Origin of the sequence: Leeuwenhoekiella aestuarii (genome assembly GCF_004104055.1) — a bacterium.
GTDB lineage: Bacteria > Bacteroidota > Bacteroidia > Flavobacteriales > Flavobacteriaceae > Leeuwenhoekiella > Leeuwenhoekiella aestuarii.
Genome location: NZ_QOVJ01000015.1, coordinates 14480 through 29738, shown reverse-complemented (window position 1 = coordinate 29738; position 15259 = coordinate 14480). Strand labels below are relative to the sequence as shown.

Here is a 15259-nt window from a genome sequence, read left to right as displayed (position 1 = left end):
CAGAGCCGCTAAACTCTATCAGTTCAACCCGGAAACCTATCAACAACTCCTGGAAAAAGGTTTTAATTTTGAGTTTTAAACTCTAGAGTTTTTAAAGTTTAGACTTGCAATAAAAAACTCGGCTTTAAGTTGAGTTACAACAATGCTAGTTGATGATTATACATATATCTATTTCAAATTCCTCAACAGTTCTTTTTTCTAAATAAGAGTGTCTTCTTCTGGTATTATATCAAGTTTCTATCCATTGAAAACTAGATGACTCTGAATATGATCTAAACTTGTAATTATTCGAGGCGTTACTAGAAGAATTCTTATTCGTTGTCGTGGTAGGATAACTAACTGGAGCGCATTTTTAATTAGAATCTTTGATAATCACATTTTGATAGCTGTACGGTATTTCTATACCTTCTTTGTCAAAACGCTCTTTTATGGATCGCAACAGATCACAATACATAGTAAACCCATTGGAGATATTGTCTGAATACGCCCAAATCTTTAAAGTGACCGATGAATCTGCTAATGCGATTACCCGTGCCGTAACGATAGGGACTCCATTCTCAATATCTTGCGGGCTCCTATTATCTATATGTAAGGGATGCTTTACGACTTCTTCTTCCATGATTTTTAAAGCTCTGCCAATATCTGAACCGTAGCCAATTCCTATTTCGATCATTTTACAAACCTTGGTGTCGTTTAGGTTTGTATTAACAATTACATTTGAACTTATCACCGAGTTGGGTACCACAATCCTGTTGTTTTCAAAATCCCGAAGCACAACCTGTCTCAAATTGATTTCTTCTACAGTCCCGGTATACGTCTGGTTAAACGTAATTCTATCATTTATTCTAAAAGGCTTAAATAAAACAATAAGAAAGCCACTCATAATATTACTCAATGCCTGTTGAGAGGCCAATCCTGCAACGAGTGATATGATACCCGCACCAGCCAATAAGGAGTGCCCCAGGGTTTTCATTTCGGGTATTTGAATTAAAGCAAATGAAATACCTACAATTACAATAATTGCGGAAATAAAGTTTGTAGCAAAAAGATAGCTGGTAGGATCTATATGTTTTGTCGTTACCAGACTATTTATTTTTTTACGGCACAAATATTTAAAAATCAGGGTGCACGAAATTGTTATTGAGATTATAATGCTAATTATAATCACGGTCTTAAAATCTGAATAAAACGAATTTTTCATAGGGTAATTATTTGCTCATGTAAAGCTTTTCGACCAAACTAGTTTTCTAAAATAAACAAAAACGGATCAGGTAAGTAAATTAAGTTGATTCTGAAATTCATTCAAATATTTAGCGATATGAATACCATCAACCAGCCCGTGATGCGCCTCAATAGAAAGGGGTAGCATTCTTTTTCCTTCACGAATAGTGAACTTGCCAAAGGTGATTTTGGGCACTGAGTCTTTTTCATCAAAATTTGTAGGATGCAATAATCCGCTGAATGAATTCCACGGAATTGTTGAATGACGTATCAAGTCGGTTTTGATATCATCATTGTTAAGCCTTAAACCCTGACTGTTTTTTACCGCTAAAATTTCGCTTTGTAATTGTGTATTGAAGGTCTTAAAATCAGATGAAAAGTGTACGAAACCAAAACCAAATGTTTCATCGGCTCTTCCTATGGTAATCCCTGCGTGTACTTGCTCGTAGGTTATAATTTCGTCATCAACGATCCGGTATTTTAATTCATCAACCGCATTCACAGCAATCATCGATTTGTGTAAGTAGCTGGCAAAAAAGGATTCCCCATTTTTCTGAGTATTTTTAAAGCATTGGTCACAATTCACTTCGGTAACGATCCCAAAAGTTGGACTTTTCATTTTTGAAAAAAAGTCATAATGCTCTTTTCTTTTCCATCCGGCCAGGTCTATTTTTTTCATCAAATCAATTTAGCACAACTCAGATTAAAATTCTCCTTGCGAGTAGATCCATGAATTGCGGGTGAAATTTAGTTAAAACTTTTCGTGTAAAAACGAGCGCTGAAAAATAGGTATGGATTTAATGTCTTAAGCGGAAAGAGAAGCTTGTTATTCTTTCTTGAATCCTGTTTAACAGGAGCTATCACGTAAGTATTGGAATTTTATTAGAGAACCTTTAGTTTATTATTTCCATTTGCCTGAATGCTTTACTAGTAACGTTTTTTCGAGTCATTGGGAACAAATCCATATTAAACTGCGGTTTTGGTTCAACATTTGTAGCGAAAAAATAGATGTCGTCTCCGGTCTCAATATACCCCACAAACCAACCGTTATTATTTCCGTTTCTTATAGACCAACCTGTTTTTCCTCGTAAGGTATAGTTTTCATTTTCTGCAATAATCATCATTTGCTTCATGATCATTTCCGTACGTTCTGAAATGGGAAGTTCAGATTCATAGAATCTTTTTAGAAAGTCTATTTGCTGAAACTGACTTATTCGGGAATCGCCCTCAAGCCAAAACATATCGATGTTTTTTGAATCCACATCCATTGCTCCATATTCAAGTTTGCTTACATATTGAGACATGCGTTGCGCACCTATTTTTCGTGCTACTTCCTGATAACAAGGTACACAGGAATAGTGAAAAGCTTCCTTGAGTATTAAATCCTGTTCCCAGCTTTCTAGACTTCGATCTTCTCCATCCCATTTAAAAAGGGTACTGTCATTTTCAACAACTCCGGTCTCCAGTGCAATGATGGAATTGGTAATTTTAAACGTTGAAGCGGGTAACCTTCCTGTCTCGGCCCATTGAAAGTCATTAGAATAGTAGGTGTCATTCTTCAAATCAAAGATTAGAATCGAACCTTCAACACCTGCTGAATCCAAAATCATTTGAAATTCTGGAGTCTTTATTTCGCGCTGAATGCCGGTATTTTTAGTGTTCTCGGAGGACTTTTTTTTATTTGTACAGGAAAAGCAGGTTAGTGTAATTAGAGCGATATAAATGAGTTTCATCTTGAAAATTTGACGCCAAAGATCTTAAAAATGTCTTTTATTCAAACTCACTATTTTGATTAATCTCGCTTTTAATTGCATTAAACATTTAACTATTTATTGAACAGCTCTTATTTGCTTTCAGACGGATGAAGAACATCAAAAAGGTTATAGGAATACAATTTTTAAAGAGGATCTTTAGAAATCAGCTTAACAAACTCATCTTTAATTCCGTCACAGATAACTACCGAATTGTGTGTACAGTTCTTTAAAGATATAGGATCAAAACCGCTTATTTTGATCTTTGAAGGTTTAAACTCTTTACATTGTAGATGCGTAAACATATTCAAAGCCGCTTTTGAAGTGGCATAAGCAGTCATACAGTAGTTGGAATAGCAAAAATTATCATCGGTCATTTTTGTAATATCACCTAAAGAACTCGTGATGTTTATGATACTGGGATCATCACTTTTCTCAAGTACAGGTTTTAAAGACTGTATGATTCTAATCACCGCGAAAAGATTGATCTCATAAAGCTCTTTGACCTCTTCAAGATTCAACTGACTTATTTTTTGACCAAAACCGTTTGCTATTTCTGCATTATTAATAAGAAGATCTAACCTTCCGTAAGTTGAAGTTATAAGACTTTTCAATTCAGAAACACTCTCTGAAGAAGTAAAATCGACCTTTACCAATTTAAAATCCTGTAACGTGATTGCATCTAGGGAGAGGGTGTCGTAACTTTTCTTACTAGCAGCCAGAATTACATTATAATTATGGTGTACTAATATCTTAGCAAAAGTCTTTCCCAATCCATTTCCTGCCTCTGTGACTACCGCAACTCTCTTAACTTTCATAGCATGCTTAATAATGTGAAACTAATCTGATCAATTTTAAATATGATTTAGTTTATTAATTTTTAATTCTACTGCAATAGGTATACCCATTTGCAATTTTTAATCCATTTGTCTGAATTGATTAGGCGTTAGCCCGCTCAATTTTTTAAAAAACCGTGTAAAATGTGTAGGTTCTTGAAAATTCAATCGATAAGCGATCTCTCCAATATCTAAACCTGAAAACTTCAGTAAACTTTTACTTTCTACCAATAACCGATCCTGAATAATATCTTTTGCACTTTTACCGGTTAACTTTTTTACGGTGGTTGTTAAATAGTTAGGAGTTATATTTAGTTCATCTGCATAATCCCCTACATTTTTTGTATCTACATACATTTTATCAACCAGAATTTCAAATTTCTGAGTGATAACCTGTGCCCGTGTAAGGTGATTTTCGGTCGTCTTGTATCGCTCATAAACAGCTTTGCAAAAGTATAAAAAAGAGACCAGCATACCCTCTAACATTTTCTCTTGATATGGGTGCGGGTTTTTATATACCGAATGCATACGTTGCGCATCAAAAAGCAATGATTCATGCTCCTCTTTAGTAAGCATCAGCAAACTGCGTTCAGACATTTTTAAGAACGGAAAATCTTCCACCACATTATCTACTACGTTCATCAAAAACTCTTTCTTAAACATAATACTAAAGCCGGCCATTTTCTCATCACGCACCCAGGAGAACACCTGCCCGGGAACTACAAACCATAACGGATACTCTTCTGGAGAAATCCAATCTGTATTTAAATTCAGTTTGCTTTCACCCACATAACTCAATATCCCTATCTGGTAAAAACTTTGTCTGTAAGGTGGCATACATCGTCTGGCAGAAGGCTCTAAACTACCCAATTCATATACATCAAAATTGGGTATGTGACTCCTGTGAGGGAAACCCATAGCCTCACTCAGCGCATTACTTGTTTCATAAACCGGTATCTCTGTCTGGGTCATCTTATAAAAGTATTAAGTAATGACCAAAATCGGTTCTTTATAATTTTAAAAATAAATTCTATATGCAAAAATTTGTGTTTAAAGAATACGTTGCATTAAAATTCTACTGCGTATTCTAATTATAAATTTAGTCCTCAAAAGTAACCTCACCTGTATTTAGTCTGAAGTCTTTTCAGTTACTTTCATCGTTTCAAATCTGGTATCTAATTCTGCTTCAGAAATAATCTCCCAGCCCCCACCTAAAGCTTTGTAGATCGCTATTAAAGAAGTCGCTGAAGCTATTTCACTTTGTGCCAATAAATTTTCAGATTGAAGCAAGGTATTATCTGCGCTTAAATAGTCTATAAAACTATCCAGACCGGCATTGTACCTGTCTTTAGCAAATTGTGCCGCCTGAGCACTTGCTGTTGAAGACCGCTCTAGGATAGCCCTTCTCTGTAACTCCTGAGTATAATTTACCAAACGTGTTTTAAGTTCTTCCAAGCCTTCTAAAACTGCCTTTTCATATTGGTTAAGTGCTGCTAGTGTTAACGCATCATTTTGCTTTATTTGTTGGCGCACACGCCCCAGGTTGAATGCAGCCCAACTGATGCTGGGCATAATACTCCAGGTAAAGGATTCTTTCTGACCGAAGTTTGCAAAATCTACAGCCGAAAAACCTATAGAACCTCCAAATTGTATTTTTGGGTACAGCTCTGCTACAGAAATATTATACTTGGCGATCTGCATCTGTAATGCAGCTTCTGCCCTTCTGATATCAGGGCGGCGTCTTAACAAGTCTTTTACCTCCCCTATTTCTACCGAAGCCGGCAAGCTGGGTAAAGGTTGATCGCTTACAACAACCGCATCTAAATTACCGGGAACTTCGCCAATTAAAACGCTCAGACTGTTTTTTAAAGCTTCAAGACGGGCTTTAAGCGGTGGTATGGTTGCACGGGTATTTTCAAGCTGTGCCAAGGCTCTCGAAACATCAAGACTGTTGCTGGTACCTGCTTCAGATAACTGCAGCGTTAAGTCATAGGTATCTTGCTGACCTTTTAAATTGCGGGTTGCGATATCTAACAAATACTGGGTTCCGCGCAGCTCCATATAATTAGTAGCTACCTCTGCAAAAATGCTCACATAAGCGCCCTGCATATCGGCCAGTGCCATTTGATTATTGGCTACCGCTCCTTTAATTCGGTTTGAAACCCTTCCAAAGAGATCAGCTTCCCAAAAAGCATCAAAACTGGCATTAAACGTATTGTACGTAGGATTACTCCCCTGTACAAAAACATTTTCTCCCAGACGGGTACGCGTATAATCGCCATTAGCTGTCACCGTAGGAATTCTATCAAATTTAGTTTCCTTAATGAGTGCGCGCGATGCGTAAAAGTTAGCAATCGCGGTGTTGATGTCCAGATTGTGTTTACGGGCCTTTTCAATAAGCGTATCTAAAACCGGATCATTAAAATTAGACCACCAGTCTTGAATCACTTCTGAATTATTATCAATTTCTGGCACAAGCTCTTCTTCTAAATAATCTTCCGGAATGTTCACAGTAGGTTCAACTTCAAAATCTCGCTTTGTGATCCCACAAGAGCTTAACATCAAAGAGAACAGGAATATTAAAAATCTATTTTTCATCTGTTTAGATTGTATAAATTATAAGGTTGCTGCTAGTGCAGTTCATTTGTTTTTTTGGTCGTCCATTTTCTTCCCAGATAGTAAAATACAGGGGTTAGAAAAACACCGAATATCGTAACTCCAAGCATTCCGCTAAATACTGCGATACCTAGTGATACCCGTAACTCTGCCCCTGCTCCTGTAGCAATAGCTAACGGAATTACTCCCAGGATAAAAGCCATTGCTGTCATTAAAATAGGACGCAGCCTCAACCGGGATGCTTCTATAACAGCGGTTTTTAGATCTTCGCCCTGATCTTCTAACTGCTTGGCAAACTCCACGATAAGAATCGCATTTTTACTCGCAAGACCTACCAAAACGATCAGTCCTATCTGTACCATAATATTGTTATCAAGACCCGCCAGATCAATACCTACAATTGCAGATAGCAACACCATAGGCACAATAAAGATTACCGCAAGCGGAAGTACCAAACTTTCAAACTGCGCGGCCAACAACAGAAATACAAATACAACAGCCAATAAAAAGGCGATACCTGCCGTATTTCCGGTTTGACGCTCCTGATATGCCAATTCGGTCCACTCAAAAGAGATTCCCTGCGGAAGTACTTCTGCAGCAAGTTCTTCCATCCGGTCTAAAGCTTCACCAGAACTGTAACCGGGTGCAATATTCCCGTTTAAAGAAGCTGCAGGATACAGGTTGAAACGAGGAATACGCGACGCACCCGAAATATCCTCCTGCTTTGTAAAGGTTCCCAAAGGAACCATTTCAGCATCTGCATTACGCACTTTAATTCGGGAAATATCATCGGGAGTTAAGCGGTTAGGCGCATCTGCCTGTGCAGTCACCTGAAAGGTTCTTCCCAGATAATTAAACTCATTTACAAATGCAGAACCCATATAGATCTCTAAAGACTGAAAAACATCACCCACATCAATTCCTAGTTTTTCAGCTTTTACGCGATCAATATCCAGATACAATTGTGGTGTCTGATCATTAAAAAATGTAAAAACATTACTCAAAATAGGATCGGCATTAGCAGCTGCAGCGAGTGCATAGGTCGCTTTTACCAACTCATCTGTACCTAAGTTTGCTCTATCCTGAACCATCATTCTAAATCCACCGGCGTTACCAATACCTCGTACAGATGGTGGAGGTATTACCAATACAATCGCATCGTCTATCTGACCTAAAGTGGCACTTATTGTACCCAACAGGGCTTCGTATTCCAAGCCTTTTTCTTCCCTGATCTCAAAATCTTCCAGCGGTAAAAATACCGCTGCTGTGTTAGAGGCGTTTGTGTTGGATGCCGCATCAAAACCGGTAAAGGCAATCGCATTTTCTACGCCATCAATATCTAAGGCCTTGTCTATAACCTCTTTTACAACAGCATCTGTTCTAGATAACGATGCGCCGGGTGGTAACTGTACCAAGGTGATAAAGTACTGCTGATCCATAGCGGGGATAAACCCTTTTGGAACTCTGCCAAATTCAAAACCTGTTATCAGGATCAGACCGCCATAAACCACGAGTACCATAACTGATGTGCGTACCAGTTTTTGTACGCGCTTCCCATAGCTTTCCGAAATTTTGTCAATAAATCTGTTGAAACCATTTCCTACATAAGCAAAAGGTTTCAGTATTACTGGTGTCTTTTTATTAGGATCTTTTACTTCGTGCTTCATCAATAAAGCCGCCATCGCCGGACTCAACGTCAGGGAAACAAATACCGAAATTGCAGTTGCAACCGCGATAGTCATCCCAAATTGCTTGTAAAACTGACCTGAAATTCCGTCTAAAAATGCAGTAGGAATAAATACAGCAATCAAGACCAGACCAATAGCAACCAAAGCGCCTCCTACTTCGTCCATCGTTTTACGCGCTGCTTCTTTTGGAGCAAAACCTTTTGCCAGATACCGCTCCATATTTTCTACCACTACAATCGCATCATCTACTACAATCCCAATAGCGAGAACTAAACCAAAAAGCGTAAGGTTATTCAACGAAAAACCGATGGCCTGCATCACAGCAAAGGTTCCTATCAAAGAAACCGGTATTGCCAGAATCGGAATTATTGCAGCCCGCCAAGATTGAAGGAATAAGAGAATAACAAGTACAACCAGAATGATTGCTTCAAAAATAGTGTGGTACACCTCGTCTACCGATTTTTGAATAAACTTGGTTGGATTATAAGCAATCTTATATTCTAAATCTTTCGGAAAACTTTTCGCAAGTTCTTCCATACGTGCTTCAATCTCTGCTGAAGTTTCCAGAGCATTACCGCCCGGTTGTTGAAAAACAGGCATTGCAATCGCAGGATCTTTTCCTAAATAACCCGTCGTCGCATAATTCTGAGCACCTAATTCTACACGTCCTATATTTTTAAGGCGCACCAGTCTTCCACCTTCATTTGATTTTAGAATTACATTTTCAAACTGTTCTGGTGTTACTAATTTACCCTGTGTTTGAATATTAATTTCAAATGCAGATTGATTTCCGGAAGGCAATGTATTTAAAGTACCACTGGCGATCTGTACGTTTTGCGCCCGCAAAGCTGCTACAACCTCACCTGCTGTCATATCTAAATTCGAAATTTTATCAGGATCTAACCAGATACGCATAGCATATTCTGCTGCACCAAAAATCTGAATATCACCAATCCCCTTTATACGCGCCAATTCGTCTTTTAACTGAAGTGCCGCATAATTCCCCATATAGGTCTGATCATAAGTTTTATTAGGCGAATACATATTCACCACAAGGAGAATATCTGGAGATATCTTTTTGGTAGTGATCCCTAATCTACGGGAAGCTTCCGGTAATCTGGGCTCTGCAATAGCAACCCGGTTTTGGACCTGAACCTGCGCCCGGTCTAAATCGGTACCCAATTCAAAAGCGACCTGTACGATCACCCTTCCATCGGCAGAAGATTGAGAGGTCATGTATAACATCCCTTCTACTCCATTTATTTCCTTTTCTAAAGGTGCGGCCACCGTTTCAGAAAGTGTTCTTGCGTTAGCACCGGGATACATAGCAACAACTTCAACGGTAGGTGGTGCAACATCCGGAAATTGAGAAATGGGTAAGGATACATAAGCAAGCGCACCTACGATGAGTATGAGTACGCTCAAGACTCCCGCAAAAATGGGTCGCTGTATAAAAATGTGACTGAATTTCATAATGGTATTTACAAATAGGATGTACGGTTCTACCCTTCTCTTTTTCGCAAGCGGAAAAAGGAAAGGATATATTCCGGTTTAATTTTTAGAATTTTCTAAATAAGCAGGTTAGCTGTTGTTTTAATAACAGTTTATTTTTCAGAAGAGCTTCCCGTAAACGAAGTTTCAACGGGTGAGATGACCATTCCCGGACGTATTTTCTGAATATTATTTACTATTAATTTATCTTCTTTGGCCAAGCCTTCTCTAACAATTCTCAAGCCGTTGCTGTGAAGCGGCCCCAGCGTGACATTTTTTACTTCCACTGTATTGTTTTCGCCCAAGACGTAAACAAAACGAAGGGATTGATTGGTACCAATGACGTCATCAGAAATCATTAATGCCTCGTGCTCGGCACTACCCATTAATCGTGCTTTACCAAACATACCCGGTTCTAAAAGCTGATCTTTATTATCTAAAATTGCTCTGCTTTCTATCGTTCCGGTACTGTTATCGATCTCATTATCTACGAAGTCCATTTTTGCATCGTGTAAAAATTCAGTTTCATCCTGTAATTTAATGCTTACCGGCAACGCTTCAGAACGCATAGAACCGCGTTCGCCATTACGTGCTAAACGTACGTATCGTAAATAATCAGATTCACTTCCTGTAAAGTAAAAATAGATAGGGCTTGTCGCCACAATTGTAGTAAGTAAAGTCGCATTAGAAGTACCACCGTCTATAAGATTTCCCTCATTCACCATATGCCTGCTAACCAGTCCGGAAATCGGAGCGGTAACTCGTGTAAACTGCAAATCTAATTTTGCTTTATCTACATGAGATTGAGACAGGGCAACACTTGCCTGTGCAAAAGCCAATGCTTGTTTTCTACGGTCATACTCCTCAATTGATAAAGCCCCGGATTCCCTTAAAGATTCTACTCTGTTGTAATTATCCTGTGCTGTTTTTAAAGACGCCTGTGCCTGGCTGTATTCTGCTGTGGCTTGAGATAATGCGATTTTAAAAGGCCTGTCATCTAAAGTAAACAGTACTTCTCCTTTTTTAACGTACTGGCCATCTGTAAAGTCAACACGATCTAAAAAACCACTTACACGAGCACGTACATCTACGCGGTCACTTGCTTCAAAGCGACCTGTATATTCATCCCATTCGGTTATTTTATCAAAAACGGGATTAGCTACTTCTACCGGCATTGCCTGAGATGTAGCAGCCGGTTCTGAATTTTCTTCAGTGCTTTCATTAGTAAACGAAAGAATTAAAAATAGTAGTAATAAAAGTCCTGCAACCGTAAGGATATTTACGGCTATTTTTTTTGTATTGAGATCCAGTGTTTTCATTTTAATTTGAGTTTAAACAGGTTGTATTTTGATTGGCAAATTTAAGAGGGGTGAAAGACGTATGAGTGATCAATATGTTTGTATAAATGACCAAAATCTATTTTTTTGATAAGAATACTCTAGTAATATTTTTGCCAGTTGTCTAGAAAACCATTAAAAGTGGTCTGTCTTATCGTATTGTAGAGCTGTTCTAAAACATACTGATCAATTGTAGCTATAAAGCTTAAGTTTATGTTTTTAAAGTAAAGAGCAAACGCCTCTGCAGAATCAGATTTACGAGCGGCTTTTTTAAAGTGCTTTAAAAGATTTGCTTCTGTGATCTCAACATCACCTAATGTATAGTATTTATTACTAGATCTTGATTCTTTTAATGCTTTGCGGTATTTAAAGTCTTTATCAGTAATAATATCTGAAACAAAATCGTTCACTTCAGCGCTTTTATAATTCACATTAACTGTATCTAAGTCTACTATTTTGGTTGATAGATGGTTTACCTGAGCTGAAGTGTTTACAGTTAACAGCAATGTAGTGAATAGGAATAATGTTGTTGCTAAAATTTGTTTTCTAGTTTTCATCTCTTCCGGTTTTTAGTTATACCTCTTTTACGATACAAAGGTATTTTTACAGCCTTTCGTAAGGGCGACCAAAAACAAGGTTATAATGACCAAAATCTACATAATCGAACTTTAGTGTGATATTGAAAGGAATAAGCCCATTGATATCGCTAAATTCAGATACTGCTTCAATAGATACTCTGCCTGAAGTTTTATAGGCGTAACGGGTTTATTGTACCTTTACTCAGATATTATCAGTAATCTATATTCCAATTCCCGAAATCGCTTAATGAATTTCTAAAGAAAATTGATAAAACTACCTCATAGTTTGGGGCTAGTTTTATTTAAATGAAAGAAATAGCCCTTTGTTATTTTGGTCAACCTATTTCAGGAAATGACGTTGTTTTATTGTTATAAATTTTCTTTGAACAGCTGATTCACTTTCTACAATGCCTCACTAATTGCTTTGAGTTGGTTTTTAGAAACTGCATTTCTAAAAAGTTCAAATCCTTTTTTTAAGAGCCAACCCTACAGATCCAGATTCCACCCATGTTTTTCCTTAAACATTTCCGTGAGTATGTTCTTTATAACTGCTTATTTTAGGAGCACAAATAATACTTGGCTATTTTTTGTATTCGTCAAAAGCTTTTGGGAATTGTAATACTGCTGCTACGTCCCAATTTCTGTAGTTAAATGGGTATCAAAAACCACCACCTCAGAGCTGTTCATAAGGTTTAGAATAGCCTCACTCGCAACAATTTTTCTCAAAAAACAAATTTAATGCAACAATGTTGCGTTTAAAAACAAACAAATGTTATTTTTGCAACAACGTTGCATTAATATAATTCAGTATGAAAGCAAAATACTTTGACATCATCGGTGTGTATGCCGCCTTTCTTTGTCTAATCCATTGCATACTCGCGCCAGTACTCTTCCTGCTTCCTTTAGAACTATCCCATAATCCTTTAATTGATATCAGCTTTTTAGCCATAGGATTGTTTCCTGTAATCCAGGTAGTGCGGAGTAACGCTCCTGTTTATCTCAAAATTTTAATCGCTGTTTCCTGGACTTTAATTGCTGCAGCAATTGCTTTTGAAGTTTTTTTACATCAGGACACGTCACTTATCTATTTTGGTGCTATAGGCTTGATAAGTGGACATCTTTTCAATTATAGCAATCACAAACACTAAACCATACCATGAAAAAATTACCCGTAACCGTTTTGAGCGGTTTTCTTGGAGCAGGCAAAACCACCCTGCTCAATCACATCCTTCATAATAAGCAGGGTCTGAAAGTCGCGGTCATTGTCAACGACATGAGTGAGGTAAACATTGATGCCCAACTGGTTGAAAATGAAAACACCTTATCCCGTACCGAAGAAAAACTGGTAGAGATGAGTAATGGTTGTATTTGTTGTACCTTGAGGGAAGACCTGATTTTTGAGGTTGAAAAACTCGCTAAAGCAGAAAAGTTTGACTATCTGCTCATTGAAAGTACCGGTATTTCAGAACCTATTCCCGTGGCTCAGACCTTTAGCTTTGAAAGTGAGGACGGCAACATTGACCTGAGTCATTTCAGCTATGTAGATACTATGGTGACCGTAGTAGACGCTTTTAACTTTTTAAAAGATTTCTCAAGTATTCACTATTTAACCGATCGAAATTTAACTGATATGGAGGGGGATGATCGTACCATTGTAAACCTGCTTACCGATCAGGTAGAATTTGCAAATGTAATCCTGCTCAATAAGGTCGATCTCGTGACCGAAGCCGAGTTGCGTAACCTGTATGATGTTCTCTTCAAGCTCAACCCTGAAGCGCGTATTATTCCAACTATAAACTCTGAAGTCGATTTAAAAGAAGTGATCCACACTGGGCTTTTTGATTTTGAAAAAGCTGAAACCTCAGCGGGATGGATTCGGGAGTTAGAACGTGAACATACGCCTGAGACTGAAGAATACGGTATCGGTTCTTTTGTATTCCGAAGCAAAAAGCCCTTTCATTCCGAACGGTTCTTCAATTACGTACAACACCGTTTTCCCACATCAATTCTACGCAGCAAAGGTTTATTCTGGCTGGCCTCCCGTCCGGAACAGGCTTTTATCTGGAGTTCTGCAGGAGGTTCTCTAAAAACAGATCCGGCAGGGGTTTGGTGGGCTTCTATGCCATTTACCGAACGTATCAGCTATACTGCTTTTACGGCTAATCAGTCCCTGATCGAAAGAGATTGGGATCCTCAGTTTGGAGACCGCAAAAACGAACTTGTTTTTATCGGTCAACATCTGGATGTAAAAACCATTACCCAACAGTTGGAGGCCTGTTTGCTGGCGGAGTCTGAGTTGGAATGCTGGAAAAAAGGTACTTTAAATCTCAAAGATACTTGGCCCATTCCGCGATATCAAACTTCAAATCCCTAATACACTATTTATGTATAAATCAACCTACGACGTGATCATTATCGGCGGCAGCTACTCCGGTCTTTCGGCTGCTATGGCCCTTGGACGCTCCCTGCGTTCTGTTTTAATTCTTGATGGCGGAAACCCGTGTAACTGGCAAACCCCGCATTCTCATAATTTCATCACCCAAGATGGAGAACAGCCCCATCGTATTGCTCAAAAAGCTAAAGAGCAGGTCTTAAGTTATAAAAATGTCGACTTTTTAGAAGATTACGCGCTACTTGGAAAAAAAACAGCAGCCGGTTTTGAGATTTTAACGGAAGCCTGTAAAACCTTCCGTTCCCGAAAACTCTTGTTTGCAACCGGGATCAAAGATATTATGCCAGATATCGAAGGTTTTGCCGAGTGCTGGGGAATTTCTGCCATTCATTGCCCGTATTGCCATGGGTATGAATTTAAATCTGAAAAAACCGCGATACTAGCCAATGGAGAGCAAGCGTTTCATATGGCCGGTTTGGTACGTAACCTCACCAATAACCTGAGTATTTTGACACAGGGAAAACCTGATTTTAATGACGAGCAGGTAAGCAAACTCCACAAAAACGAGATCCGAATTATAGAAACCCCGGCTGTCTCCTTAGCGCATGAAAACGGCCAACTGGAAACGCTACGCTTTGAAGATGGCTCTTTCCTAGAATTAAAAGCGCTCTATGCCGCTCTACCCTTTGAACAACATTCAAACATTCCAGAAAAATTAGGTTGTACACTCACCGAATCGGGTCATATCGAAGTAGATCATTTTCAAAAAACCAGTGTCCCGGGTATCTATGCGTGTGGCGATAATACTAGCAGGATGCGTTCTGTAGCTTATGCCGTTGCTGCCGGCAATGTAGCCGGAGCCATGATCAATCATGAGTTAACGCTTGAAGATTTTTAGCTTCAAAGCAGGTTACCAATAAATCGTATTATACATTTATTAGATATAAAATATGCTCAAAACTGTAAAAAATAGGATTTCGCTCGTATTGCTGGCACTTTTCATTTCGATGAAACTAGTAGGGCTACACGTGCTCACGCACGATGGCGATAAAGAGCATCTCGTTCAGTGTAAGCTTTGTGAGCAGGCTGTAATGGGAAACCTTTTTCAACCAGCGCTTCTAGCAGAAACCCTTGGATTTCAAAGTAATTCTTCACAAATACTGGTCAAGAAGCAAATAGTTGACTGTTATACTTTTATATTTTGCGATAACTTCACCGCAAATCCAATTTTTTCAAGACCTCCTCCAGCAGGCATAAATAGTTTAGTTTAGGATCATTCCGTCTTTTATGTAGGTGGTAATCGTTTGATTTTCAATTTACTCAAAAAACAACGCGGTTTCAACCGCCTT

The 15259-nt window shown here is 38.5% G+C and carries 13 protein-coding genes and 1 pseudogene; 4 read left to right on the top strand and 10 right to left on the bottom strand.

The window, feature by feature from the left end:
- Nucleotides 1-134 precede the first annotated feature (134 nt).
- From DSM03_RS19175 to DSM03_RS18380, 10 genes and pseudogenes are all read right to left on the bottom strand, one after another.
- Nucleotides 135-289: pseudogene (locus DSM03_RS19175) on the bottom strand (IS3-like element ISLbl1 family transposase); the annotation flags it as partial.
- 63 nt (nucleotides 290-352) lie between these two features.
- On the bottom strand, nucleotides 353-1201 hold the full coding sequence (locus DSM03_RS18420; protein WP_128762974.1) for a mechanosensitive ion channel family protein: 849 nt from the start codon (nucleotides 1199-1201) through the stop codon (nucleotides 353-355).
- Nucleotides 1202-1267: 66 nt separating this feature from the next.
- Entirely contained in the window at nucleotides 1268-1900 is a 633-nt protein-coding gene (locus tag DSM03_RS18415) for a CatA-like O-acetyltransferase (RefSeq protein ID WP_128762973.1), read from the bottom strand.
- A 214-nt stretch (nucleotides 1901-2114) separates the two neighbouring features.
- Nucleotides 2115-2954, bottom strand: coding sequence for a class D beta-lactamase (gene blaOXA, locus DSM03_RS18410; RefSeq protein WP_128762972.1), 840 nt, complete (start codon nucleotides 2952-2954; stop codon nucleotides 2115-2117).
- A gap of 164 nt (nucleotides 2955-3118) precedes the next feature.
- On the bottom strand, nucleotides 3119-3790 hold the full coding sequence (locus tag DSM03_RS18405; protein ID WP_128762971.1) for an SDR family NAD(P)-dependent oxidoreductase: 672 nt from the start codon (nucleotides 3788-3790) through the stop codon (nucleotides 3119-3121).
- A gap of 99 nt (nucleotides 3791-3889) precedes the next feature.
- Nucleotides 3890-4780: a helix-turn-helix domain-containing protein gene (locus tag DSM03_RS18400; RefSeq protein WP_128762970.1), complete on the bottom strand. Its 891-nt coding sequence runs from the start codon at nucleotides 4778-4780 to the stop codon at nucleotides 3890-3892.
- 156 nt (nucleotides 4781-4936) lie between these two features.
- Nucleotides 4937-6406: an efflux transporter outer membrane subunit gene (locus tag DSM03_RS18395; RefSeq protein WP_128762969.1), complete on the bottom strand. Its 1470-nt coding sequence runs from the start codon at nucleotides 6404-6406 to the stop codon at nucleotides 4937-4939.
- A 32-nt stretch (nucleotides 6407-6438) separates the two neighbouring features.
- Nucleotides 6439-9585, bottom strand: coding sequence for an efflux RND transporter permease subunit (locus tag DSM03_RS18390; RefSeq protein ID WP_128763433.1), 3147 nt, complete (start codon nucleotides 9583-9585; stop codon nucleotides 6439-6441).
- A 131-nt stretch (nucleotides 9586-9716) separates the two neighbouring features.
- Nucleotides 9717-10922 carry an efflux RND transporter periplasmic adaptor subunit gene (locus tag DSM03_RS18385; protein WP_128762967.1) on the bottom strand — a complete coding sequence of 402 codons (1206 nt, stop codon included), beginning with the start codon at nucleotides 10920-10922 and terminating at the stop codon, nucleotides 9717-9719.
- Nucleotides 10923-11041: 119 nt separating this feature from the next.
- On the bottom strand, nucleotides 11042-11497 hold the full coding sequence (locus DSM03_RS18380; RefSeq protein ID WP_128762966.1) for a hypothetical protein: 456 nt from the start codon (nucleotides 11495-11497) through the stop codon (nucleotides 11042-11044).
- 830 nt (nucleotides 11498-12327) lie between these two features.
- Here DSM03_RS18380 and DSM03_RS18375 point away from each other — a divergent pair.
- Genes DSM03_RS18375 through DSM03_RS18360 form a run of 4 tightly spaced genes read left to right on the top strand, consistent with a single transcriptional unit; the run spans nucleotide 12328 to nucleotide 15181 of the window.
- Entirely contained in the window at nucleotides 12328-12666 is a 339-nt protein-coding gene (locus DSM03_RS18375) for a MerC domain-containing protein (RefSeq protein WP_128762965.1), read from the top strand.
- Between the two features lie 8 nt (nucleotides 12667-12674).
- Nucleotides 12675-13892 (top strand): GTP-binding protein, encoded by a 1218-nt coding sequence (locus DSM03_RS18370; RefSeq protein ID WP_128762964.1) that lies wholly within the window; start codon nucleotides 12675-12677, stop codon nucleotides 13890-13892.
- A gap of 10 nt (nucleotides 13893-13902) precedes the next feature.
- On the top strand, nucleotides 13903-14808 hold the full coding sequence (locus tag DSM03_RS18365; protein ID WP_128762963.1) for an NAD(P)/FAD-dependent oxidoreductase: 906 nt from the start codon (nucleotides 13903-13905) through the stop codon (nucleotides 14806-14808).
- A 52-nt stretch (nucleotides 14809-14860) separates the two neighbouring features.
- The gene (locus DSM03_RS18360) at nucleotides 14861-15181 is read left to right on the top strand and encodes a hypothetical protein (RefSeq protein ID WP_128762962.1); all 321 of its coding nucleotides are present in this window, start codon (nucleotides 14861-14863) and stop codon (nucleotides 15179-15181) included.
- Nucleotides 15182-15259 lie beyond the last annotated feature (78 nt).